Annotated in this window: 27 protein-coding genes; 19 read left to right on the forward strand and 8 right to left on the reverse strand. The window is 67.4% G+C overall.

Going from position 1 to position 23,909, the window contains the following annotated elements; all coding sequences use genetic code 11:
• Both LE181_RS25540 and LE181_RS32770 read left to right on the forward strand, forming a co-directional pair.
• On the forward strand, positions 1–345 hold a 345-nt coding region (locus LE181_RS25540; protein WP_225663847.1), incomplete at its 5' end, for a transposase.
• A gap of 1,101 nt (positions 346–1,446) precedes the next feature.
• The gene (locus tag LE181_RS32770) at positions 1,447–1,755 is read left to right on the forward strand and encodes an alpha-amylase inhibitor (protein ID WP_505016589.1); all 309 of its coding nucleotides are present in this window, start codon (positions 1,447–1,449) and stop codon (positions 1,753–1,755) included.
• Between the two features lie 512 nt (positions 1,756–2,267).
• Here LE181_RS32770 and LE181_RS25545 read toward each other — a convergent pair.
• From LE181_RS25545 to LE181_RS25555, 3 genes are all read right to left on the reverse strand, one after another.
• Entirely contained in the window at positions 2,268–2,708 is a 441-nt protein-coding gene (locus LE181_RS25545) for a hypothetical protein (RefSeq protein ID WP_225663848.1), read from the reverse strand.
• A gap of 21 nt (positions 2,709–2,729) precedes the next feature.
• Positions 2,730–3,830 carry an AraC-like ligand-binding domain-containing protein gene (locus tag LE181_RS25550; protein WP_225663870.1) on the reverse strand — a complete coding sequence of 367 codons (1,101 nt, stop codon included), beginning with the start codon at positions 3,828–3,830 and terminating at the stop codon, positions 2,730–2,732.
• Positions 3,831–3,997: 167 nt separating this feature from the next.
• Complete coding sequence (locus tag LE181_RS25555; protein ID WP_225663849.1) at positions 3,998–4,174, reverse strand: hypothetical protein; 177 nt, start codon at positions 4,172–4,174, stop codon at positions 3,998–4,000.
• Positions 4,175–4,730: 556 nt separating this feature from the next.
• Between LE181_RS25555 and LE181_RS25560 the strand changes: the two genes are divergently transcribed.
• On the forward strand, positions 4,731–5,882 hold the full coding sequence (locus LE181_RS25560) for a serine hydrolase domain-containing protein (RefSeq protein ID WP_225663850.1): 1,152 nt from the start codon (positions 4,731–4,733) through the stop codon (positions 5,880–5,882).
• Between the two features lie 151 nt (positions 5,883–6,033).
• Here the strand turns inward: LE181_RS25560 and LE181_RS25565 are convergent, their stop codons facing one another.
• On the reverse strand, positions 6,034–6,327 hold the full coding sequence (locus tag LE181_RS25565; protein ID WP_372458496.1) for a MerR family transcriptional regulator: 294 nt from the start codon (positions 6,325–6,327) through the stop codon (positions 6,034–6,036).
• 13 nt (positions 6,328–6,340) lie between these two features.
• Between LE181_RS25565 and LE181_RS25570 the strand changes: the two genes are divergently transcribed.
• The 5 genes from LE181_RS25570 (at position 6,341) to LE181_RS25590 (ending at position 10,058) form a co-directional block, all read left to right on the forward strand.
• Positions 6,341–6,739, forward strand: coding sequence for a rod shape-determining protein (locus LE181_RS25570; protein ID WP_225663851.1), 399 nt, complete (start codon positions 6,341–6,343; stop codon positions 6,737–6,739).
• A gap of 83 nt (positions 6,740–6,822) precedes the next feature.
• Positions 6,823–7,881, forward strand: coding sequence for a CapA family protein (locus tag LE181_RS25575; protein ID WP_225663852.1), 1,059 nt, complete (start codon positions 6,823–6,825; stop codon positions 7,879–7,881).
• Between the two features lie 405 nt (positions 7,882–8,286).
• On the forward strand, positions 8,287–8,442 hold the full coding sequence (locus LE181_RS25580) for a hypothetical protein (RefSeq protein ID WP_225663853.1): 156 nt from the start codon (positions 8,287–8,289) through the stop codon (positions 8,440–8,442).
• 68 nt (positions 8,443–8,510) lie between these two features.
• Positions 8,511–9,332, forward strand: coding sequence for a hypothetical protein (locus LE181_RS25585; protein WP_225663854.1), 822 nt, complete (start codon positions 8,511–8,513; stop codon positions 9,330–9,332).
• A gap of 3 nt (positions 9,333–9,335) precedes the next feature.
• Complete coding sequence (locus LE181_RS25590) at positions 9,336–10,058, forward strand: hypothetical protein (RefSeq protein WP_225663855.1); 723 nt, start codon at positions 9,336–9,338, stop codon at positions 10,056–10,058.
• 17 nt (positions 10,059–10,075) lie between these two features.
• Here the strand turns inward: LE181_RS25590 and LE181_RS25595 are convergent, their stop codons facing one another.
• The gene (locus tag LE181_RS25595) at positions 10,076–10,768 is read right to left on the reverse strand and encodes a hypothetical protein (RefSeq protein WP_225663856.1); all 693 of its coding nucleotides are present in this window, start codon (positions 10,766–10,768) and stop codon (positions 10,076–10,078) included.
• Positions 10,769–10,782: 14 nt separating this feature from the next.
• A complete protein-coding gene (locus LE181_RS25600) occupies positions 10,783–11,208 on the reverse strand; it encodes a hypothetical protein (RefSeq protein WP_225663857.1) in 426 nt (141 codons plus the stop codon).
• A gap of 334 nt (positions 11,209–11,542) precedes the next feature.
• On the opposite strand from LE181_RS25600, the gene LE181_RS25605 reads away from it, so the two are divergent.
• From LE181_RS25605 to LE181_RS25640, 8 genes are all read left to right on the forward strand, one after another.
• A complete protein-coding gene (locus LE181_RS25605) occupies positions 11,543–12,100 on the forward strand; it encodes a hypothetical protein (RefSeq protein WP_225663858.1) in 558 nt (185 codons plus the stop codon).
• Between the two features lie 74 nt (positions 12,101–12,174).
• Positions 12,175–12,983 (forward strand): IS5 family transposase gene (locus LE181_RS25610; protein ID WP_225663859.1). Its coding sequence is split into 2 segments (ribosomal slippage): positions 12,175–12,492 and positions 12,495–12,983, totalling 807 coding nucleotides; the frame shifts between segments, so codons are not numbered across the junction.
• Positions 12,984–13,068: 85 nt separating this feature from the next.
• The gene (locus LE181_RS25615) at positions 13,069–13,992 is read left to right on the forward strand and encodes a site-specific integrase (protein ID WP_225663860.1); all 924 of its coding nucleotides are present in this window, start codon (positions 13,069–13,071) and stop codon (positions 13,990–13,992) included.
• A complete protein-coding gene (locus LE181_RS25620; protein WP_225663861.1) occupies positions 13,989–15,902 on the forward strand; it encodes a hypothetical protein in 1,914 nt (637 codons plus the stop codon). Before LE181_RS25615 ends, LE181_RS25620 begins: the two co-directional genes overlap by 4 nt.
• Positions 15,899–16,408 (forward strand): hypothetical protein, encoded by a 510-nt coding sequence (locus LE181_RS25625; protein WP_225663862.1) that lies wholly within the window; start codon positions 15,899–15,901, stop codon positions 16,406–16,408. The genes LE181_RS25620 and LE181_RS25625 overlap by 4 nt, the downstream gene beginning before the upstream one ends.
• A gap of 106 nt (positions 16,409–16,514) precedes the next feature.
• Positions 16,515–17,999, forward strand: a complete 1,485-nt coding sequence (locus tag LE181_RS25630) for a hypothetical protein (RefSeq protein WP_225663863.1) — start codon at positions 16,515–16,517, stop codon at positions 17,997–17,999.
• Positions 18,000–18,565: 566 nt separating this feature from the next.
• Complete coding sequence (locus LE181_RS25635) at positions 18,566–19,114, forward strand: hypothetical protein (RefSeq protein ID WP_225663864.1); 549 nt, start codon at positions 18,566–18,568, stop codon at positions 19,112–19,114.
• Positions 19,104–19,511 (forward strand): hypothetical protein, encoded by a 408-nt coding sequence (locus tag LE181_RS25640; protein ID WP_225663865.1) that lies wholly within the window; start codon positions 19,104–19,106, stop codon positions 19,509–19,511. Before LE181_RS25635 ends, LE181_RS25640 begins: the two co-directional genes overlap by 11 nt.
• A 137-nt stretch (positions 19,512–19,648) precedes the next feature.
• On the opposite strand, the gene LE181_RS25645 is transcribed toward LE181_RS25640, so the two are convergent.
• Positions 19,649–20,227 carry a TetR/AcrR family transcriptional regulator gene (locus LE181_RS25645; protein WP_225663866.1) on the reverse strand — a complete coding sequence of 193 codons (579 nt, stop codon included), beginning with the start codon at positions 20,225–20,227 and terminating at the stop codon, positions 19,649–19,651.
• 173 nt (positions 20,228–20,400) lie between these two features.
• On the opposite strand from LE181_RS25645, the gene LE181_RS25650 reads away from it, so the two are divergent.
• The gene (locus LE181_RS25650; protein ID WP_225663867.1) at positions 20,401–21,162 is read left to right on the forward strand and encodes an SDR family NAD(P)-dependent oxidoreductase; all 762 of its coding nucleotides are present in this window, start codon (positions 20,401–20,403) and stop codon (positions 21,160–21,162) included.
• A 319-nt stretch (positions 21,163–21,481) separates the two neighbouring features.
• Positions 21,482–22,597, forward strand: coding sequence for an MFS transporter (locus LE181_RS25655; RefSeq protein WP_225663871.1), 1,116 nt, complete (start codon positions 21,482–21,484; stop codon positions 22,595–22,597).
• Between the two features lie 383 nt (positions 22,598–22,980).
• Here LE181_RS25655 and LE181_RS25660 read toward each other — a convergent pair whose 3' ends face one another.
• Positions 22,981–23,307, reverse strand: a complete 327-nt coding sequence (locus tag LE181_RS25660) for a hypothetical protein (protein ID WP_225663868.1) — start codon at positions 23,305–23,307, stop codon at positions 22,981–22,983.
• 80 nt (positions 23,308–23,387) lie between these two features.
• Between LE181_RS25660 and LE181_RS25665 the strand changes: the two genes are divergently transcribed.
• Complete coding sequence (locus LE181_RS25665; protein WP_225663869.1) at positions 23,388–23,909, forward strand: hypothetical protein; 522 nt, start codon at positions 23,388–23,390, stop codon at positions 23,907–23,909.

A 23,909-nucleotide genomic window follows, 5' to 3' on the forward strand; every position in this document is an offset into this window, starting at 1 on the left:
GACAAGATCCGCGTCCCGCGGAACGGGCCGGGCAGGAAGCCTGACAGCCTCGCGGCGGACAAGGCCTACAGCAACGGCCCATGCCGCGAGTATCTGCGGCGCCGGGGCATCCGGCACACGATCCCGGAGAAGACCGGCAGCCAGGCCGCCCGCCTGCGCAAAGGATCCCGCGGCGGACGGCCACCTGGCTTCGACGAAGAGCGGTACAAGAAACGCAACACCGTCGAACGGGCGATCAACCGGCTCAAGCACGCCAGAGCAGCGGCCACCCGCTACGACAAGCGCGGCTACGTCTTCCTCGGGACCGCGACCGCCGCAGCCCTCGTCATCTGGCTCCGCACATGATCGGCCGGACAAGTCCTAGTCACCGGCCCCGCATCCACCTCCAGAACGCGCGGATCACCGCGGCGATGCGTTCGCGTAGAGGTTCCTTGCGGTGACGCGCCACCGCGCGCTCCTCTCCAACGGGCTGCGGCCATTGCCGACGGCCGCGCCGGAGGAGGCTCGGATCGGACCCCCTGGGCGAGAAGCCCGATCGCGCGGAGGCTCCTCGTGGAGGGGAGCGCACACACGGTGCGCCTGACCCAGGACCCTACCGCCCCGCAGGGCGCGTCGGCCCGGTGCGCGCCGGCCCCCGGAGTGCACTGCTCGGACCGCTCCAGGTGTTCGTCGCGCATCGTCTCCAGGGTGTCGTCGGTGTCAGTGTGGTCGGGGTCCTGGATGACGCTGACGACGAAGCGGATGATGCTGCGGGCGGTGCCGGGCGCCGCCGTGGTGGGGGAGTCGCAGGCCCAGTCCCGCAGCGCGGTCAGCAGGACGCAGCCGATTTCGTCCAGGGCAACGGAGTCGGCGCACGGGTCGGCGTCGTCCGGGACGGCGGTGACGGGGAAGACGATGTCCTCGTTTTAAGGACCGCGAGCTCTACAGGCGTCACCGTCTGTATGATTTCGGCCTCCCGGTTGATCGCGCGCCATAGGCGGCATCTTCGGGGAGCTGTCCGGAGACGAACCCGGAAACCGTTGCGGCCACGCGGCTTTTGACCATGGCCGCTGCCTGGACGTACCCCTCACCGCTCATGTGCTGGACAACCCTATGCCGAACTCCAGGGACGCAGGCCGGGCGGCGGCCTGCCTAACCATTCCGCGTGCGGAGGCCAACTCCCCGTGAGGAGGCTGGCGTAGCGCGTGCCGAGCTGCGGGGGCCGGCGGAAACTTGCGGGGCAGCCATGATTTTTGAAGACGGACCCTGGGAACCTGCGGTTCAAGACGTGCGCGCATAGTCAAAAGCCTTGCGCGGACTGACAAGGCCAGTGTGCTGAAGCCCCCTGCATCCTGGACATTGAACCGCCTGTGGTTCATCCGACGCAGAATTGCGCGCACATTGCGCGAAGCCATTCATTCCAGGAGGAAACCCATGCCTGTTCGTCAGATATTCTCTGTCGTTGCTATGGTCGCAGGGTTGACGCTCGGCGGCCTTGCCGTGCCCGCGCAGGCAGCGACGTTCGGGGAGACTGCCGGAGCTGCCGCGGCCAGGCCCACGGCTATCGCAGTTCCCTGTATCTCGGCGTACCACCACGAGGACCCGGAAGGCTTCAGTGTCCTTCTGACGAATGTTTGCTCCTCTACCACTGCTAGGGTGCGCGTCCTTGTCGATTGGGCGCCTGACAGCCCCTGCTACGTGATTCCCCCGAGAGGCAGCAGGCTCTATACCTACGAAGGAATCTTCGGTATTTACGCCGGGGTGGCAAGCTGTTGACACCCGAGGGGTGGGGGTGAGCCCCGGCATGGACGGGCTCGTGCGGCAGTGCATCGCCAGCAGTATTCGGTCCTTCCGGGACAGCGACCATCGACGACCCGACCGGCCCTGTCCAGAGCCTGCCCGCTGCCCCGGTGAACAGCGGAGATCACCCGCAGCTCCGGACTGACACAGGTCACCGAACACGGCGATCGACAGGGTCCCCAGGCGCTGTATGCTGCCGCGGCCCAGCAGGGAACGGCAGGTTCCATGGTTGCTCCAAAGCCTCCCATGGCTGACCTTCGCCCCTGCACAAGCGGTGTCTCGGCTCTCGCCGGGACACCGCGCCAGACATAGAGACAGGGCTCCCCAACAGCTTCTCGGCAAGAGGCAGTGAAGTTTCCTCAGTAGAACCAGCCGTAGACGTTGTGGATGCCCACGTGTGCATACTTACTCGCATGCTGGCGGTGTTTGTGAAAGGTTCCCGGCACAGCGTGTGCTGTGCGCGATGCGGCGCCCGTCGCGCATTCAATTCAACTGCTACCGCAGGTCCCCACGTAACCAGTGTTGGTGTTCCAGTTGCAGACACGGAATCTGACGTCCTGGTAGCCGCCACCGCTGAGGTCGGGGATCGACTGGCCATCCGTTCGCATGTAGCCTCCTGGCATCGCTTTCCAGTCGAACGGTTGACCGTTTCTGACCCCTTTCCACTGCAGAACCCCGGAATAAGGTTCTCCGAGGGGGCCGCAGCCTGCATCGGCATTGGGCCAGTGAATGTAGGCATAGCGAACAGTGATGTAGTAGTTGCTGCTGCCCTGCTCCCGAATGGCGGTGTAGTTCATCTGCGCCATGGCGCAGTCGTTGCCGCTGAAACGGATTAACGTGGCGGCGTGTGCGTTCGTGGACATTGACATCAGCATGGCCGCGCTCGTGACGCCGAGGGCGGTGAAGCGGCCGATCCGGCGAAAGGTCATCAAGTTGCTCACTCCTTGGGATCAGATACCCGACTGCGGAGTTCGGTCGGACGACGCGGCTGAGGGCCGTCCGGCTGTCCGGAATCCCAGGATGCTGGGTGGGTCAGCACCTTGGCCTTGTCGATTCGCGCAAGGCTTTTGATGATTCGCGCACTCCTTGAACCGCAGGTTCCTGTAATCCCGTGGCGGTACTCCGTAGGCGGTCCGGAAGAGGCGGCTGAAGTGCGCGGGGTCGGTGAAGCCCCATCGGGCGGCGATGGCCTGGATCGGGCGGGCGTTCAGGCGGGGATCGGCCAGATCTCGGCGGCATTGCTCCAGGCGGCGGTGGCGTATCCAGGCTGCCGGCGAGACATCGTCCTCAGCGAGCAGCTGCTGCAGGTGACGCAGCGAGATGTGGTGGGCGTCCGCGATCGACTGGGGAGTGATGGCCGGGTCGGCGAGGTGCTGTTCGACGAACGCGTTGATCCGGGCGCGCAGGACGATCCTGTGGCCCTCCGGACTCGACACTGCCTCAGTCCCTCCGCACCGGGCGATGACGGACGTCAAGAGGTCCAGAGTGACCGAGGCAAGAGTGGGGATGTCGGCTGCGGTGAACTCCGTGGCACGTGTATTGAGGTCGGTCAGCCAGCGGGTAAACATCCCGCCCATGCCGCAGCGGCCGCTCATCGGGACCCCGAGCAGTTCCTGCACCGACTTCTCAGGCAGCGGCAGCAGCCGACGAGGGATCTGCACGGTCACATGCGACCAGCTACCCGGGTCAGCCTGAACATCGCCTCGGTAGGGGCTACTGCTGTCCATCACCACCAGGTCACCGGAACACAGCGCGGCCTCACCTCCGGCCAGGGAGACAACCCCCTTCCCGCGAAGGAGGTAGTTGACCTGGTATACCTCTGGGTCGCTCTGCCGTATCAGTTTCGCAGTCCGCATGATCCCCAGGTGCGGGTAGGTCAGCATGGATACCTGCACCTCCCCCAGGTCCAGAACGCGCATTCTGGCCCGGAAGTCCGCTTGGTCGTCACTGCGCAGCCAATTGCGCAAATGCGACCGTGCCGTGGTCTCCTCCCAAAGCGCAAACCGCTCCGACACTTCCACGAGCCCCGTGCTGAACTCCGTCACCAGCATTTCCAGCACCCCCGATAGCCGGTTCTCCCGTAACCTCGAAGCTGGCAGGGCGGGCGTCAACCGTCCAGCAATGCTTCGGCCACATGAACCGCACGCCCCCGCCGACTCAGGGGTGCAGTACGTATCTCTGCTGCGCCCGGTGCGTTCGTCCAGCCCCGTGGTGCTCGTCACCCATTTCTCGAACACGATCTCAGCCGCAGGAGCAGGAACGCCATCTCGGGCTCGGCGTCCGCGCGGTCGAAGATGGCGGCCCCGCCGCCCGTCTGCAGGGCCAGGATGTAGCCGAAGGCGCGCTCCACCTGCTCAGGGGTGAGTGGCGTACGGGGCGGGACCGGGTACGACATACGGATCTCCTCACAGGATGGTCTCCACGTCGATCACGGTGACGTTCTCCGAGGATCCGGGCTCGGGTCTGTGGCAGCGGCCGGCGCTTTCTCCCCGGCCCGGAGGAGACAAACCGGGAGCGCAAGGGGCCAGTCGGGCCCGTTGGCCGGGTGTCGTCTCGGACGGGCGACCCGCGGCGGACCCCCTGGTCCGGGTGCCCTGCGTCTTGGCGATGAATCCGTCGGGCAGGCCGTGTTGGTACTGCCTCCGCCTCCGCTCGCGGCGGGTGCGAGCCAGTGTGGCGAGCTCAGCGACGTTGTCGAGCGGCTGGCGGTTGTCGCGGCCACGTTCTCTCGGTCGGCTGGGGCAGAACCTCGGTCTCCGTACGGGGGTTTACCACAGGCGCCGCCTGAGGGCGGCCACCGGTTCGTCCGGGGGAGGGCCGGATGGGCCGGTTCGCTCTTCCACTGATGGGATGGACGCCGACCACCGGCTCCTGAGCGGGGGAAGCCGCCGCGGGCCACAGCCGGAGCGGTCCCTGAACGCAGACGACCCACCCAGAACTGGGGGATCACCATGCACGTGTTCGCAAGACGCCGGCGGGGTCTGTTCCTCCCGACCGGTCTCGCCGCGGTGCTCCTGGCCGCGATGGCCGGGCCGGCGACGGCGAGGCCACGACCGGCCGGTTTCCTCCAGCAGGCGGTGAACGCGATTCACGGCACCGGGACCGTCGGGGTGCTCGCCGAGGTGAGATCATCAGGCACACGTCACCCGGCGCGCGCCGGGACGGCCGAGCTGGGCACCGGACGGCCGGTACCGTGGGACGGCAGATTCCGGATCGGCAGCGCCACCAAGACCTTCACCGCCACGGTCGTGCTGCAACTCGTGGGTGAGGGGCGGCTGTCCCTCGACGACACCGTCGAGCACTGGCTGCCCGGAGTGGTCCAGGGCAACGGCCACGACGGCCGGCGGGTCACCGTCCGGCAGTTGCTGCAACACAGCAGCGCCATCCCCGACGTTCTGGGCGACATCCCCGCCTTGAACAGTGCCGCCGGTTACCGGGCCGAACGGTTGCGCACCTACACCCCACAGGAGCTGGTGGCGCTGGCGATGCGGCACCCGGCCGGCAAACGTCCGGGCACCTGGTCGTACTCCAACACCAACTACATTCTCGCCGGGATGATCATCAGGAAGGTCACCGGCCGGAGCTGGGCAGATGAGGTGAACGCCCGGATCATCGGCCCGCTGGGGCTGACGAAGACCAGTACGCCCGGCACCTCCCCGTCCATCCCGGGCCCGCACGCCCACGGCTACCGCGCTTTCGGTACCGGCACCACCCTCGACGTCACGGAGTTCAACCCGAGTGCGGTCGGTGCCTCAGGATCGATCATCAGCAGTGCGCACGACCTGAGCCGGTTCTACGCCGCGCTGCTCGACGGCCGTCTGCTGGCTCCGGCGCAACTCGGCGAGATGACGACCACTGTGCCCGCGCCGGAACTGGGCGCGGGCGCGGGCTACGGACTCGGGCTGGCCAAGCTCCCGCTGCACTGCGGCGGCAGCTACTTCACGCACGTGGGCGCAGTGTCCGGCTACCGCACCCAGGTCGGTGCCACACCGGACGCGACCCGGACCGCCGTGGTACTGGTCACCGGCGACGGAGACAAGCACACCCAGCAGGCCATGAGCCGGCTCATGGACCAGGAGCTGTGCCGCAGCAAGGTTCAGTAGTCAGCGGGTGCGGGCGAGATGCGGAAGGCCGGGGCCTTCCGCCCCGGGGAACGCTGCTACTGATCTCTGCGGTCCGGGGGATGGTGATGTCGCTGAGGGATGTACCCCGGTGGCATGAGGTATCCCGATGGGGGTGGCCCGATCGCAAAGATCAGAAATCGGGGCCGGGCCCGGCCGCGTGGGCGCGGAAGACGGCGGAGGCGTGCACTCCGGCCGATGCCGTGGCGATGACCTCGTCCAGGACGTCGCGGGAGCTGATCAGGTCGAGGACCATGCGATTGATGCGGTCCCGTTCCACGGTGAATCCGTCGACCAGCTGTGGCGTGGCGTTCCCGCTCGGGGCGCCGTCAATGTCGCGCCGGCAGGGGAGCAGCTGCGCGATCTTCTTGCTGTTCAGCCCAGCGGCGGCGGTTGTGCCCGCGCCGGCCAGACTCGTCCTGGTCACTGCGCTGGAGTCGATGGCACTGGTCGTGGGTATGGCCGCGCGCGAGATCCGTACCGCGACCGGCTCAGTGACGCGATACGCCGACGAGCGGCAGCTGATGGTGTACGGCAAGGACGTGATGACCGGCTTGCCGAAGGAAGTCCGGCTCACACGGGAGGAGATCCGTGAGGTCCTCCGGCCCGATTACGGGCGCCTGGTCGATCTGGCCGTCGTAGTGCTGGAAGGGACTCCGCCGGAGCTGGCCGGGGACGTCCTCCGCGACGGGCTGTTGCTGACGGGGCCTCACCCGTGGGGCGCGGCCCAGATGCTCGGCGAGAGTCTCCAGCTGCCGGTGCGGAGCGCTGGCTCCTCCGACCCGGTCCTCGACGGCGCACGAGCCTTCCACGAGCCCCCGCCAAAGGCGGCCCAGTAGATCCCTGCCCGCCAGCCCCCGGGCCTTCGGTACGCCCCGAAAAGTCGCAGTGGAGATGAAGAGCGCCGGGTGATTATGGGGGCGTGTCCTTCACGGTGATCGCTGGTGGCGATGTTCTGATCCATCCTCCGCTGATCGAGCAGGCCGCCCGGGATGCCTCGGTGGCCGGTGACCAGGCGCTCGATTTCGGTCCGATGCTGGCCGGGTTGACGCCCGCGGTGTCCCGGGCCGATCTGGCGATCTGCCACCTGGAGACACCTCTCGCCCCGGTCGAGGGACCGTTCACGGGCTTCCCGAGTTTCGCCGCCCCGCCGCAGATCGCCACAGCCTTGGCGGACGTGGGCTTCCACAGCTGCTCGACGGCCTCCAACCACACGCTCGACCAGGGCGAGGCAGGGGTGCGCCGGACCCTGGACGCCCTGGACGCGGCCGGCCTGCGGCACACCGGCTCGGCACGCAGCCGGACCGAGGCGGACCGGCCGAACATCATCGACGTCACCGGCGTGCCGGTCGCACACCTGTCCTACACCTACGGCTTCGGCGGCCGACGCCTGCCGGCGGACAAACCGTGGCTGGCCAACCCGATCAGTGAACGCGTCATCGACGAGGCCCGCCAGGCTCGCCGCGCAGGCGCCGAAGTGGTGATCCTCAGCATGCACTGGGGGCGGGAGCACCGGCACGAACCCAGCCCGCGCCAGCTCGCCCGGGCCGTGGAACTGACGGCCGGTTCCCAGATCGACGTGATCCTAGGCCACCACGCCCACGCGGTCCAGCCATTCGACCGGATCAACGACACCTGGATCGTTTACGGCCACGGCAATCTCCTTGCCCGGCACCACATTCCACGAGGCACCACCGAGGAGGGCCTGCTGTCCTGGTTCCGGTTCGTCCGGACCGACGGCTCCTGGCGGGTCGGGAACCTGGGCTTCATTCCCACACTCATCGACCTGACCGGCCCCGTCCGCGCCCTCGCCCTGCCCACCGCACTGGCCGACCCCCACCTGACACCCGAGCGCCGCACCCGCTACGAGCGGGCGCACCACCGGACACGGACCATCGCCCTGCACCGCATCGCGGGCCCGCTCGACCCGACAGCAGCCATCCACCACGACGTCGAGGTGGCTGAAGTCCCACCGTGGTGAAAGTGGCATGAGTACCGGGCACTCAACCGGCCACCCGGCCGCCCAGGCACGCCCCAGGTCTGGCGATCACCTGTCCGGCCCCCGGTCGGCGCATCCCGGCCCGACGGAGGGATGCATCGGACGGGGGCTCCACAGGGGGCTGGAGGGTTGCCTCCAGCGGGGGACCGAGGGTCTGATCGAAGGTGGGAGCCCTCCGAGCCGGACAGACACCGGGTGATCCCGCAGATCAGCGCCCCTGGGCAAGCCCACCGACGGCGGCGATACCTCTTCCCCGCGCGATAGCCGAGAGGGGAGGCCGCGCCACCGGAGCCGGCGGTAGCGCGGGCGGCTCGGTGTTTTCGACGCCTCCAGCAGCGGCCTGCCATCCGCGAAGAGAACCGGACACCCCGCATCCATCCCGAGACGATGTCGGCGCTGCTGGTCTGGGCCCTGCGGTTCATCGAGACCTTCGCCGAGGTCATCACCGCCGCCTTCGACGAATACCCCGTGCTCAGCGAGCGCAGCGGCCGCAGCTGCATGGGCCGGGCCATTCCCCTACCGCGGCGCCCGAAGGGCGCCTGACCGACGAGCTGCGCGTCCTGCTGAGCGACGACGGCACGCTCCGGGTCAACCTCTCGCATCTGGGAAAGGTGCTCGACACGGCCCGCGGCGCGCTGAACGCCCCCAGCAACCGCGCCGTCTTCGCCGAGATGGCACTGCCCGTCATCGACGGCGCGCCGCTGGACGCGCCGGTCACCGGGCGGCTGGACGGCCGGCCCTGGCACGACGGGGCTATCGACTACACCGAGGCCGGTTTCCTGGCCCGGCACCTGAGCACGGCCTGCTTCATCGTGATCAGCTACATGTCGGCGATGCGGGCAGGGGAAGTCCTCAGTCTGGAACGCGGCTGCGTCGAACGAGACCACGCCCACGGCCTGGTCCTCCTGCGCGGCAGACACTGGAAAGGTGTCCGCGACGATACCGGCGACAAGATGCCCGAGGGCGAGATCCGGGCCGATCCGTGGGTCGTCACGGAGGTCGTCGCCACCGCCGTCGCCTTCCTGGAACGGCTGCACACGAGAGCACCTGGCTGTTCCCGGCGACGTTGTTCACCGACGGCCGCGACGGCCGCGACGGCCGCGACGGCCGCGACGGCCGCGACGGCCGCGACGGCCGCGACGGCCGCGACCATCCTGCGCAGCCGCGTCGGCGGCTCCCGGTCGGAGACCCGCATCAACCACGACATCGCCGAGTTCCTGGCCTGGGTCGAGACCTACTGCACCGAGCACTGCCGCAGTGACCGCATCCCGCCCGACCCGGCCCACCCGGTCATCTACTCCGCTCGCCTGCGCCGCACCCTGGCTTGTGCACGCTCGGTCACTGACCATCCTGTAACGCGGATGCGACCCGTGCGATTTACGGTAGTAGGCCACCTGGCCCGGCTCGGTGGGCCACCAGCTGGTGTGTGGTGACTGATGGTGACGGTTATTCGCATTCTGGCGGGTGGTGAGGTTGCCTGGCAGAGCTTTCTGCTGGCCGAGAAAGGGATATCCATGGAGAACGCCAACAACCTCCTGACCCCGCTGGCGACTCAGGTTGCGAATGTTAGGGCCTGGAATGAGAAATACGGTTGGGGCTTTAGCGAAGGTGAGATCGCGGATCTTAATCTCGGTCATAACGAGCCGCAGCAGCTCAGACGTGCCAAGGTAGTCACGGCCTCACTCGCGTCACCAAGCCTGACGTTTGATGCGTGGTGGCGGGTGATCGCCGACATATACGAAAACACGCGGAGATTCGATGAGATTCAGACCGACGTCGAGCATCTCCGACTTGCGGATCAGGCAACCTTCGTTCCCAACCATCTTAGTGTCGTCACCCTGGACATGGGCGCTACTCAGAGGCCGGCCGAGCGGGGCAACGGAAGCGAGGGCTTGACGAATTTTGAAATTCTGGCGGCCATTGCTCATTTCTCCGCCTGGGTGCGCACGTCCCGGCCTTGGAGTTTCTACATGGGGGGCTTCCGCGTGCGAAACCCAGAGATCGGAATCACTGCTTGGGATTTGGTTCCATCGGTGCATTGGGCTCCGGTGATGCCTGCGACACCGGGCGCACCGCCGCTGGGGGAACATTCGTTGGTTCTGAGCGCGGGACGGGAAGGAGATCCTGTCCCTACGGCAAAGTGGCCTGCCAGGCTCTGAGTTCCTGGGCCGCCGTCTCATTCACTTCCCTTGGGTGCTGGTGCTGGTATGCCCTGCTCGGGAATGACGCTCTTGCTGAGTCCGGCAATCAGCGTCTCGCATCGATATCGTCGATATTTCCATCTCCAGCCTGAAACTCTGCGCCCGCTTTGATCGTCGTAGTTCTTCAAGTCTAGGGCATGGCTCTCTATTCCATCTGGTTGCCATCGTGAATGGACAGTTTTTCGCAGCAGCGTACCGTGATCGTCTCTGCGTCCAAAATACTTTTTGAAAGCCTTGCCTAGGCGCTTCTTTACATGGTTCTCCACCCAGTGGATGTCCTTTCCTGGGTTGATGATGGCTGCAGATAGCCCGGCCAATATGAAGCCGCTAGCCGCGCCAAACCAGTACTTCTCTGTGTTCTCGGAGAGGTTGGCCGTCAATTGCCCGAGCCCGTAGAACGCACCAGTGAACAAAAGGATGGCGGCTGGAGCGTGCAGGAATAGCACTTCCGTTTCAAGAGCCCACAGTCCAAGTTTCGGGTTTCGGGCATGCCGATTGTCGCCATTTGGTAGACACCAGTGCGAGATACACAAGGCAACTGCACCTATGAAGATCCAACAGCCCCAAATAATCCACGAAGTCTTTGCGGAGTTCCCACCTGCACGTGTGGCGATGGCCAAGGTCAACCCTAGGAGTGCGATAACTAGGTCGCGGATCGCCCGGAGCACCTGTCCAATGGTAGTCACGTCGGGTCCGATCCCGGAGGTCTCCAGTGGCTGGGGTTATGATCTACGCATCGGAATATTCCCGATCTGACTTCGGTAAAGTAGGAGTGGGGATAATCGTCAAGGCAGACGTCCCCCTCGGCAGCCATGAGGAGCCAGCCCTTTGCTGCTTGTATGGAGTGAAGTGGACTACCCGGGCTGGTCAACCAACCTTCGGGTATAGAGTCTTCGCGACCGCTCTTAACCAGACCGCCAGAGGGGGCATTCTTGAGAAGATGGTCCTCGAGCTCATCCAGCTTCTTCACGGCGTCTGCCAACCCCGCCTGGAGATCGGCAACAGCCTTCTCATTCAACTCTTCCGCTTGCGGAAACCATTGCGAAGTGGATAGCCCCTCAGGCGCCTGAGATTTTCCGTGGTTCTCATAGCCTTCGCTGAAACTCATTGTGACTCCTATGCGCCACCAAATGTGTGCCGTGGCGACCCGCCCCAAGAGAGAGGTCCGGCGGTTCTGACGTACCGACCGCCTTCCTAGGCTTCTACCAAGGTATCTCCGGTGCCGCACACTTGCATGTGCAGGCGTAGCAGGGCCACGGCCATGCCGCGACTCGGTGCCCGGAAATTCCCCGTTTCGTTGTGGAATGCCGAGCACTGGCTGTCACGTTAGTTAGGAAGACGGCACCGCTGACAAGGGCGACGCCGCCACTGCTCGACTAGCCCAGGGGTCACCACGCACTTCCGGTAGTCGCCCGATTGATCAGGACCTATATGGTCCGCAGGTGTTGATCCGAGAAGCCTGGTCAGTCCACTACAGCTCGCGGGACCTGCCGCAGCCTGAGCCGCAGCCCTGGCATCTGCGGATTTCCTCAGACGAGTGGGAGTTATGGCTCGATGACCTGGGAATTCCTGATGGAACGCTGTACCTGTTGTCGCCGCGCTTCGTCTACGACACGGACCTGAACTCGTACTTCCATCGGGTGAACCTCTTGGAGGGCCCGCTGAACAGTCAGATCAACCGGGCCTCGGCCCTCTGCAGGAAGCTGAACTTCCTGCATCAGAGCCGGGGCGGGAAGGACTGGCGGGACGCGACCGAGGCCGATCACACGGCCTACCACTACTGGCGGCGCTTTGATCCCCGCGGGCCTCGGGTCGACGGGGACACGTGGAGCCAAGAGGTCTCCCATCTGCAGCAGTTCTACGTCTACGCGAAGCGCAAGCAGTGGGTGTCGGAAGTGCCGATCCCGCAGCGGCCGCGACGTGACGGGAAGGCCGAGCAGAAGGGAAACAGGCGTCGCTCGAAGCTGGTGGACACCAGGGAGACGGTGCCAGCGACTTAGAGCTCGTAACAGGATCTTGGTCAGCGTTGCTGGTCGGGCGTGACTCGTACGACGATTCGGCCGTTCGTGAGGGTGTGAGTACCAGGCCGTGGATCGTGGACGACGACTTGTGGGCGCTGATTGAGCCGGTCCTGCCGCCGTGGCCGAAGCGTTCGCCGGGTCCTCGTCCGGTGGATGACCGGCGGTGTCTGCAAGGCATCCTCTACGTGCTGCACTCCAACATCACCTGGCAGCAGCTGCCGTTGGAGCTGGGTTTCGGATCCGGCCAGACCTGCTGGCGCCGGCTCGGCCGCTGGCACGAGGCCGGCGTCTTCGACGCGTTGCACCGCCTGCTGCTGGCCGAGCTGAATGCGGCCGGAGAGCTGGACTGGTCGCGCGTCTGCGTGGATGCCTCCCATGTGCGGGCGAAAAAGGGGGCGAGGCGACGGGCCCCTCGCCGGTCGACTGCCGCAAGACCGGCAGCAAACACCACCTGATCTGTGACGGTAACGGCACCCCGTTCAAGGTGATCACCACCGCGGCCAACGTCAACGATGTCACGCAGACCCTGGACCTGGTCGACGGCATCCCGCCGGTCGCCGGCCGGCCCGGCCGTCCCCGCAAGCGCCCCGAATTCCTGCTTGGCGACAAGGGCTACGACAGCAACCCGAACGGGCGTGAGCTGCGGAAACGCGGCATCCTGCCGGTCATCTCCCGCAAAGGCTCACCCGACATCCACGGCCTGGGCAAGCTCCGCTATGTCGTCGAGCAGACCTTCGCCCTCCTCCACCAGTTCAAGCGTCTCAGCGTCCGATGGGAACGACGCCTGGACCTGCACGACGCCCTTGCCTCACTCGCGTGCGGACTCATCTGCTGGCGACGCCTGAAGAACCGAACATCATGATCCTGTTACGAGCTCTTACGCTCACGACACAGGTGGCGAGGTGGTCGAGTGGCTTCCCGCACCGTCTTACCGACGATGGCGGGACGTGGGAGTCCTCGGCTATGACCGAGAGGGCCTGCCCCGGGACAACTTCCGCGGCCGGTGGGCGTCACGCAACGGGACCTTCACTGACTCCACGGTCCGCACCGGCCTGCGGCTGGAAGAGCAGGCCAGCCGCCTGATCACGGAAGTGCCGACCGGACCCGGCCCGGCCGGCTACAGCAAGTCCTGGCTGCCCAAGGCGATCGCGAAACGGAACTCCGCGCGATGGGTCTACGAGCCGGCCTCGGTCCGGAGGGACCTGACGGCCTACGCGGCCGAGGACCGGCAGTGCGTCATCGAGGAGGCCCGCGATGTAGGCCGCTACCGCAAGATCCGACGGCCGATCGTGATCGCCGATCCGCAGAGGCCGCACCTGGCCCAGTACACGAGCGGTATCCACCGCAGCGAGAGGATCGACGTCCGGCTGCTCGGCCCGCGCGATCGTCGGCGGCTACTGGTCGACACCGAACAGGGCCTGGAGCCCGCGAGGTTCTGGCTCGGCGAGAGCGGGATACCGCTGACCTTGTCGGCATGGAAGGACATGTTCACCACGGCCAACCAGCGGTGCGAAGAGCAGGGACTGGACCTCTTTGCCCACGCCCACTTGCTGAGACACACATTTGCCGTCATCACCCTCGAACAGCTCCAGCGCGGGCACATCGCCGCACTCGGCGCCATGAACCCGGCCCAGCGACTGCACTACCAACGGATCTTCGGCGACCCCATGGACTGGGTCCGCCGCAGGCTCGGACACGCCTCGCAGCTGTCGACCTTGATCTATCTGCACGCCCTGCAGGAACTGGAGATGGAGACCCGCATGGCCCTGGTCCCCGACACCTGGGAGGACCCCCGCGACACCCCGACCGCGGCCCTGGGCGACGAGAAGCCCCCACAGGACCTGCCCGAGGAGAAGGAGACGACGCCGTGACCCGCCAGGGCCGGGGCAGCACCGGGCCGGGCCGCCGGTCAGCTCTGCCAGCCGCGGACTACAAGGCCCCAGCCCTCGTTCACGAAGGGGGATCGGGGGGACTCGTCGTCGACTTTCACGGCGAGGACGGCCGACGGGGCACATTCGATGTCGGCAAGCTGCCGTTGCCCGGATGGCATCCCCTCCTCGCCGAGGCATTCGCGATGCGGACCGGCCCTGGCGGCGGACTTCGCACCCTCTCCGGAGCCCAGAACAGGTGGTTGCCCCTCCGGCGATGGACGTACTTCCTGGCCTCGCTGGACCCTCAGCCTGTGGTGCCGGCACAACTCACGCGCTATCACGTCAACGCTTTCCATACCCGCACGGACTCTGCGGCGGGCACGCGGCAGCGGGACATGGCGGAACTGCAGGTGTTGATCGGGCAGGAGAAGATCCGGGACCAAATCCCCATGGAGGCTCGGGACGCTCTCGCGAGGCGCCTTCCCGGGCCCAGGACGAGTCCGGAGGGCGGATGCTCGGCCGGCGAACTGGACCGACTGACTGCCGCTGCACGGGCGGACACCACCCGGATCGTCCGGCGCATTCGCGTCGGCGAGGAGTTGGTGCGCCGACAACAGCAGGACGAGTCCGAGGGCATCCCTCCACAGCAGCAACAGCTGGCCCAGGTACTTGCGGGCATGGCTGAGACCGGGGAAGTCCTCCCGGGCACGGGGATTGATCGATGGCGGGAACGGCGTGAACTCGCTGCCCGCCTGTTCCTGACCTGGAGCGACCTGGCTCCGTTGATGGTTCTCCTCGCCCTCGTGACGGAACGGAACGGCGAGACGCTCAAGGAATTGCCCGCCCGTCACCGGCTCCTTGAGGGCCGGGCGGTCGAGGTTCGCCTGGTGAAGCGGCGCCGCGGAGCTGACCGCTGGTTCGAGACCGTGACCTGGGAGATCGGCCCGAAAGGGCGCGAGCTGCACACACCCGGCGGTCTCTATCTCCTCCTGCTTGAACTGACGGCTCGCAGCCGGGCGTTCTGCGGCTCACCGTCTGCGCTCTGCGTGTGGCGCAACGGCCACCGCGTTCACGCGAGGGGCACGAGACACGAGCACTACGCACCGTTCGACGCGGACCTGCGGGCCGGCGGGCAGCTGCAGCTGAGCACATGGGCGGCGACGTGCACGAAACCCGTCCTGGCCGACCCGCCTACACCGACCGAGTCGGCGAAGGGGCAAGAGAACGCCCTCCCCTCCATCGAGATGCCGCTTCAGGTGACCTTCAACAACATCAAGACCAGCGTCGATGCCCGACGGATCCGCCAGCTGGGTGGCCACCTGCCGTCCTCGGCGAAGAGCAACACGGCCCAGGTGCTCTACACCAACTACCTCCGGCCGGATCCGGCAACCCGTGAATGGGCGGAGGGCGTGATGGCCGACGCGCTCGCCGACGCCGAGCGGGCCGCCCGGGACGCGCATGCCGAGGTCGTCCGCCGCCGCGGCAGCCCCACCGTCATCCCGAGCGGCAGCACACCGGACCAGCTGACAGGAGCCGGCCTGGCTCCAGGAACCGCGCATGACCTGGCCCATGGGCACCTCGACACGGCTTGGAGTGCCTGCGGGGACTTCCAGCATCACCCGGAGACCGGCAAGCCCTGCGGCGGCTCGTTCCTGCTCTGCTTCCTCTGCGGCAACTGTTTGATCATCCAAGAGCACCTACCGCGTCTGCTGGCTCTCCTCGAGGCCCTGGGACGTCTTCGGCAACGGATAAGCGAGGAGGAGTGGTGGAGACGCTACGGCCTCGTCTGGGTCGCTGTCCGCCGAGACATCCTTGGCAAGTTCACCCCGGCACAAGTCGCCCAGGCACAGAAGGAACAGGTCCCCGACGCCCTCCTCGATCTCGTCGAAGCACCTTGGGAGACGCCATGAACAACCTCATGAGCGCGGGCATCCACGACGCGTCACAGCAGAGCGCGGACGCCTACGTCCTGGCAAGGCGCCCGTTGCGGCCGGGCAGCCGCCTGGAGGACACCGCGCGCTTCAGCGACGATGTCTGGCGTCTGGCGCCGGCGATCGTCCAGGTCCAGGAGCGGACAGTGGTGCTCAACTTCCCCACGATCCCGGCGCGATTCCGCCCCGCCGCCAAGCGCTTGTTCTATGCCCTGTTCTGTCCGGAACTGGAATCGCCGCCAGGGGAGGACTGCCCCGCGATCGCCTCGGTCCGCACCGCTTTCGGCGAAATGAAGCGCCTTCTGACCTGGCTCGACGCCCGATGGCCCGCCGACCGAGTCGAGCTGTCGGCCATCTCGCCCGCCGACCTGGACCGCTACAACCGACACCTGCTGACGCTCTCCCCCTCACCGGGACGGAGCCAGAGAAGCCGCGCGAGCCGCAGTACGACTTCTCTGGCGTTGGCGCATTCACCTCGGGAATGACCAGCTCCGATTCGATCCACTGCATCTCGATGGATGGGGCGAGGAACGAACCCAACGTGGTCGGGAGAACGGGACCGACCGCCTCCCCGAAGACGTCCCGGGTCCCTTGCTGGTCTGGGCACTGCGATTCATCGACGACTTCGCTCCGGACATCCTCGAAGCGGACCGCAGATGGCGCGAGAGCCGAGCCGTTGGCACGGGACGAGTGACCAGCCACCGGATCGACGAACGGCTGAAGCAGCTTCTTGATGACCACCTCGCGGCACGACGGCCCCTTCCCGGCTTTCAAGGCAAGATCAACATCAGCCACCTCGCCGCCACGCTGAAATGCCACCGCCGAGAGATCAACAAACGCCGCGAGGCCATCGACGCAGTCGCCGCTGCCGTCGGCGTTACGGATGCCGCCTTCGTCGACGAAGCCATCCAAGGTGCTCTGGACAGCCGCCCCTGGATCAAGGCGGTGACCATCCATCACACGCTGCCAGCCAGCCTGGCTGCCCTCGCACGCCATCTGCAGTCCGCCTGCTACATCGTGATCGCCTTTCTCAGCGGCATGCGGGACAGCGAGGTCAAACACATCAAGCGCGGCTGCGTGGAGGCCAAGCGCGACGAGGACGGCAACGCCTACCGCTGGCGAGTACGCAGCCGAGCCTTCAAGGGCGAAGAGGACGCAGAAGGCGTCGAGGCAACATGGGCCGTCTGCGAGCCCGTCGTCCGTGCAATCCGGGTGCTTGAGCAGTTGCAGCCTGCCTGCCAGAACTACCTCATGGGTGCCCTCCTCCACGGACCGGGCCAGCCGAAGAAGGCTGGCGTTGATCGAGCCGTCGGCGTCGGCGCCACCAACCAGAACCTCAATCTCTTCGCCGACTTCGTCAACGAGCTCTGCACGGAGCGGGGACGCACCGACACCATCGCAGCTGGCCAGGGCCGTGCACTCCGGCTCAAGACGAGAGTCTTCAGACGAACTCTGGCTTGGTTCATTGCGCGACACCCCGGCGGAGTCATCGCTGGGGCCCTGCAATATCGGCATCAATCAATCCAAATGTTCGAAGGATACGCGGGGGCCAGCGATTCCGGCTTCCGGGCCGAGGTCGAAAGCGAGCAGGCCATCGCCTGGGGCGAGGTCTACATGGAAATGATCGACTCCCACCAGCACGCGGGGCTGACCGGCCCGTCCGCCGAAGAGGCAGCCCGTCGACGTACAGACTTCGGCAAGCGCGCGCAGTTTCAGGGCCAGGTCGCGCTGGACAGACACCGCCGCAAAAGGATCATGAAGCGTCACGACCCGGCGATCTATCCCGGCGAGTACATCACCTGCGTCAACGATCCGGCCAAGGCCCTCTGCGAGAAAGCCCGCCGCGGCAACAGCGAAGGACTTCCCTCGCACGGCGGCTGCCTGCCGTTGACCTGCCGCAACGTCACGCTCACCCCCGAGAACATCACCGCCTGGCAACGCGAGATCGCCCGCATCGACAAGCGCATCGCCTCGCGGCCGTCGCTGCCACCCCGCCTTCACCAGCTCCTTGAGAGCCGACGGGCCGAGATCGTCGAGTTCCTGACGGCGAACGGACAGGAGGACGTTCCGGCATGACCCGCAACGTCCCTGACCTGCCCGAGGCCCTGGTCCGCAAGCACCTCCAGGAGGTGCTGGACACTTGCCGCGAGACCAACAAGCAGCCCAGCGTCCTCATGCTGGCCCGCCGCCTCGACCGACCAACACCACCTTCCGCCGCCGCTACCCCGACATCGCACAAGAGATCGCTGATCACCGAGCCGCCCCCACCACCCCTCGCAGCAGCCCGACCGCGCACGACAGACTCGTCGCCCGCAACGCGATACTCCGCCGACACAACCGCGAGCTGACCACTCAACTCGCCCTCGCTGCTGCCCAGATCCAGAACCTTGCCCTGCGCAACGAACGACTCAAAAGGCACTAGAGGAGACGTCGAACGTCACGAGCATCAACAGCAGGGCCCCACGTCGTTGAACAAGAAGCCACAAGATCCTGTGCTATGCCGCCGACCGCCATCGGGGACAGGACGGAGGAGCGGTCAACGGTCAGTTCTCAACCATGTCCACACCCTGGCCTGGTTCATCGTCCGCCGACCGAGGGGCCTGGTTGCCGCCGCCATCCAGTACGGGCACCTCCGCGTCCAGATGACCCTCGGCTACGCCGGAAACTACGCCTCGGGCTTCCCCGACGGCCTCGCCTTCGAGGACTGGCTTGCCCGGCTGGACACCTTCGCCGACGCACACCAGCGCCTGCGCGAAGGCGAGCAGGTCAGCGGCCCAGCAGCCGAGACCTACCGGCACCGCGTCCAGGCCGCCACCCGCTTCGCCGGGAGAGTCCTGCGCGCCAAGCGGCACGCCAACGCCATGCTCACCAACCCCGACCTGCAGATCTTCCCCGGCAAGGGCATGACCCGCGTCCTGGACCCGAAGCGAGCAGCCTGCCGCCCGCGGAGCGAGGAGGACGGCACCCGCCGCACCCCCGACCTCGACGACTGCCGCCCGAACTGCGTCGACATCGCGCGGACCGATCGCGACATCGAACACGTCCTCGTCCAGATCGAGCGACTACGACCGCTCGTCGACGACCCGCTGGCGCCCGCCTTCCGGCACGCCCGCGAACAGCACGAACTCGACCGCCTGGAACGCATCGTCACCGCCCACGACTCCACCGGAGAACCCCACGATGGCCACTGACCGCGACGCCGAACCCGACGCCATCACCGCAGCGATCCAGCGGCTGCTCGACGGCCGTCCAACCCGGTCCACCGGGGCGCTCACCACGCTGCAACTCGCCGCCGAGGCAGGCGTCGAGCGCTGGGTCCTCACGCACGAGCACGTCGACCTGAAGGAAGAATTCGTCCGCCGGAAGTCCGAGGCGAACGGCATTCCGCCCGCGTTCCAGCATCTGCACGCCCGCGCAGTAGATGCCGAAGCCGCCGCCCAGGCCCTGCGGGAGGACAACGACCGGCTTCGCGAGCGCGTCGCCGTCTATGCCCAGGTCATCCACGAACTCCGCACCGAGCTGGACCGGCGCACCGACAACAACACCCAGCACAGTCCCGTCCGGAGCCTCCCCACCAGCATCACCTGAGCGCGGTAACGGCAGAACCGTGATCGATTGCCATTGAGCGGTGTGCATCGTGAAGTCGCGGGTCGCGGTTCTGGTGTGAATGGGTGATCACGGTAGCGAGTGTCGGCAGACAATCGTTGCCGACACTTCCGGGGGCATCAGTCCGCCGTGCCGTACCTGAGTCCGTCCAGGGTGAGGTCGAGGAGGCGTTCGGCCTGTTCGCGTTCCTCGGGTTTTCCCGAGGCGAGGGCGAAGCCGGTCAGAGCGGCGAACATGACGGCCGGGCTTATGTCCGATCGGATGGTCCCGGCTGCGGTCGCGGCGTCCATGAGCGAGGTGAGGGCGTTCATGATCAGCTCGCGGCTGTGGTCGTAGGGGTTGACGCCGGAGTCGACGACGGCGCGCAGTGCCTCGGCCATCCCCAGTTTCGCGGTGGCGTAGTCGATGAAGCGCCCCATCCAGGTGCGCAGTGCCTCGTGTGGCGGCATGGCGGCCAGGAGATCGGGGGCGGCGTCGCACAGCCGGCTCAGTTCGTTGCGGTAGGCGGCCTCGATCAGCGCCTCCCGGGTGGGGAAGTTGCGATAGAGCGTGCCGGAGCCCACGCCCGCTTCCTTGGCGATGCGTTCGAGGTGCGCCTCCAGCCCTTCTTCGGCGAAGACGCGTACGGCCGCGGAAAGGATCTTCTCGCGGTTGCGCCGCGCGTCGGCCCGCAGTGGTCGCCCGGTGTCTGTGGTCACGGAGGGGAGGGTCCCTTCCTCATCGGGATTAAGTGGAGGCGCCTCCACATCTTGCTAAGTGGAGGCGGCCCCGCTTATGGTCAAGGAAGCGGCGACGCCTCCACTTTCGAGTGTAGAGCACATCCTGCCGCGGTCCGCAGGGTGCGGGCGCACCCCATCGCAAGGAGAAAACGATGAGTCTCCCGCTCGAAGGCAAGGTCGCCGTGGTCACCGGGGGCGCGTCCGGTGTCGGTCTGGGGATCGCCCAGGAGTTCGTGGACCAGGGCGCCCGCGTGGTCATCACCGACCTGCAGCAGAAGCCGCTGGACGATGCGGTCGCCACGGTCGGTGCGAACTGCTCGGGCATCGTCGCCGACGTCACCCGTCTCGCGGACATGGAGGCGGTGTACCAGGAGGTCATCGCACGGTACGGACGCCTCGACGCGGTCGTGGCCAACGCCGGCATCGGCGCTCACGCCCCGCTCGGCGCGATCACCGAGGAGCAGTTCGAGCGGACCTTCAACGTCAACGCCAAGGGCGTCCTGTTCACCGTCCAGCCGGCGATCCCGCTGCTGCCGTCCGGCGGCACGGTCGTCATCATCGGCTCGACCGCCTCCATCCAGCCCCCGGCCGGCATGGGCCTGTACGGCGGCGCCAAGGCCGCGGTCCGCGCCTTCATCCGCTCCTGGATCCAGGACGTCAAGGGCACCGGTATCCGTATGAACGTCCTCAGCCCCGGCGCCGTGGACACCGAGTCCCTGCGACGCGCCCTCGGCATGGCGCAGGGCGCCGACGCCGTCCCGGCCGCGGTACAGAAGATGGGCGAGGGCAACCCCACCGGGCGGATCGCCGACCCCCGCGAGATGGGCAAGGCCGCAGCCTTCCTCTCCAGCGACGCCTCCAGCTTCATCACCGGCGTCGAACTCTTCGCCGACGGCGGCATGGCCCAGGTCTGAGCAGCCAAGCCGTGGCACGCGCGCCCGGCGACCAAGCCCCCGGGCGCGCGCCACCCCGCCGGCATCCCCTTTTCCGGGCCAGGCTTCGACCGGCCCGATCCCGCCGGGCGCGCAGGCGCCCGCGATCACCCCTCTCCGTCGGGGCCAGGCGCGAGCGCCGCCCCGCACACCGCTCACACTCTGTCGGCCCCCGAAGGCCAGAACAGAACCCCGCCATGTCCACAACTCATCGCATCCCTGCCGCCACCCCGCCGGCTTCGTCCGCCCGATCGCCTGCCACGCCACAGCGGGGCAGCCGCCGCGCGGCGTCCCCATCGGCATCGCCCTGCTCGCCCTCGCCCCACGGTTCGTCACCGAAACCCCGCGCAAACGCGGCCGCTTCGACCTCATCGGCGCACTGAGCGCCACCGGCGCGGCCGTGGCCATCGTCTGGGCACTGACCGGCGCGCCCGAGCACGGCTGGACCTCCGCCCAGACCATCGGCTCTCTCACGGCCGGCGGTGCGCTCCTGGCCGCCCTGGCCGGCACCGAACGCCGGGTCACCAACCCGATGCTGGTGCCCTCCCTGCTGCGCGACCGACGCCGCCTCGGTGCTCTCGCCGTCACCACCCTGGTCTTCGGCTCCCAGATCGCGACGTTCTTCCTGGTCGTGCAGTACGTCCAGCGGGTACTGCACTTCGGCCCCATCGCCGCCGGGGCCGCGTTCGTGCCGATGACGCTGGGCATCTTCGCCATGGCACGCACCGCCCCCACGCTGGTGGCCCGCTTCGGACAGACACCGCTGCTGATCACCGGCACCCTCGGCCTGACCGCCAGCCACGTCCGGCTCAGCAACATCGACACGACCAGCGGCTACGTCAGCGCGGTCCTTGGCCACCTGCTGATCAACGGCATCTCGGCCGGACTGACCTTCATGCCGGCCGCCTCCCTGGTGATGGGCGGGGTCCAGCAGCGGCACGCCGGATCGGCCTCCGGCCTGCTCCAGACGGTCCAGCAGCTGGGCGGCGCCATCGGACTCGCCGTCGTCGTCTCGGTCTACGCCGCCGGAGCCGTCCCCGGCCGGTTCGTTCCCCGGAGCCCGCGCCGCATTCCTGACCACCGCAGCATTCACACTGCTGGCCGCCGCCCTGGCAGCCCTCATCGTGCGCTCCCGCCGACCGGCCCACGCCAAAACCACCTGAAGCATCACCCGGCGAGCCGGTTTCCCACCGTTGTGGGAAGCCGGCTCGCCGCCGTCCGCCCGCCCACGGGCCAGGCGGCCAGATCCAACGAGCCGTTCACCGACCAATGTGGTGGAGGCAGGGTAAATGATCCCGAACCTCAAGATTCCCGACAGAGTCGCTCATTGGAAGCAACAACTCGCAATGAGCGAGAGAACGGGAGGCCGACACCGCGCCAGCGGTCTTACCGAACTCCTGGTCCTAGCACTCCGTGACCGCGGCTGCGAGGTCGAAGTCGAGTACCTGCACGTCCATCTGCCGCGCGTCCTCAAGACGCCCGCCAGCCCCCGCACCACCAACCAGGAGCAGGCGACCGCCCGATGATCCGTCGCTTCCGCCGCTGCAGCCACGCCCCCGGTGCCCTCACCCCCGAGGACCAGGCCGTCGTCGACCAATCCCGCGCGATGCTCGCCGCCGTACGCGACCCAGAGCCCTGGACACCCGGCCAGGCCCTGGACGTCGCCGTGCGCATCGGCCCGTTCATCGAGCGCGCTCACCCCCGGCCCGGCGACGACCACGGCACCTCCATGATCGCCATCGCCCTGGTCCACCCCGACACCGGCCACGCCGCGGCCTACCTCCACGGCCGCCAGCTCGGCTACACCGGCAAGGGCTGGCTGCGCTGCGAGACAATCACGATCTCGGCGCCTGGCAGCCGGCCTGCACGATGCTCACCCACGCCGCCGCGGACCTGCCCCTGCCCGACGACGTCGGCATGGCCCCCGCCCACTACAGCGTCCACGTCGAAGCCCGCCACAGCGACGGCACCAGCGACACGCTGCTCCGCCTCGGTCCCCACACCCAGACCTGGCTCGCCTCCCGCGACGCCGACCGCCTCAACACCGAGCTGGAAGGCCGCGGGGCCGCCATGGTTCCCGGCTGCACCGTCACCGCGAAAGACGCCGTGTTCCACGTCTGCGACCACGACAGCTACGCCGACCGGCACGGTGTCGACGTCCTTGCGCTCCTGGCCGACGCCCTCGCGGGGGTGAGCGCGCGACCACCATGGCCCTGTACGAGATCAAGACCAGCGAGGGCGACGACGGCAGCGTGTATCCCGTCAAACTGCTCTGGCCCCCCTGCGCCGACGACGCGGCTGACCACGGGTTCATCGCCCGCCGGGGCCTCTACGTCGCCGGGATTGGCGCCCCGAACGAGGACAGTCTCTACCCCAGCGCGTTCCTCCTGCCCATCCCCAGCATGCCCAGCGCCGAGCTGACCGGGGGCAGGCTTTTACGGCACCGCACCCGAATCAGGACTGCCCAGTGCGAGTGGGATCAGCCCTGGCGCATGGTCTGGGCGTCGGCCGCCGAGCTCGGCACTGTCCCGATCTCCGTGATGCGGCACCCGGCGAGCACGGCGACAGCCGCTGGTCCTCCCACCCCGATGAAGGCGCGCCCGCGACCTAGGCGACCTGACGCCCGCTTCTCTTCGAGCCTCGCTTCCGACGGCGTGCTGGGAGCGGGGCTTTTGCGTTTCTGGATCCGGATTCGTCAACTCCGTTTCTCTCTCGCCGTGGGGTGCTAA

This window comes from Streptomyces sichuanensis (assembly GCF_020328095.1).
Taxonomy (GTDB): Bacteria; Actinomycetota; Actinomycetes; order Streptomycetales; family Streptomycetaceae; genus Streptomyces; species Streptomyces cinnamoneus.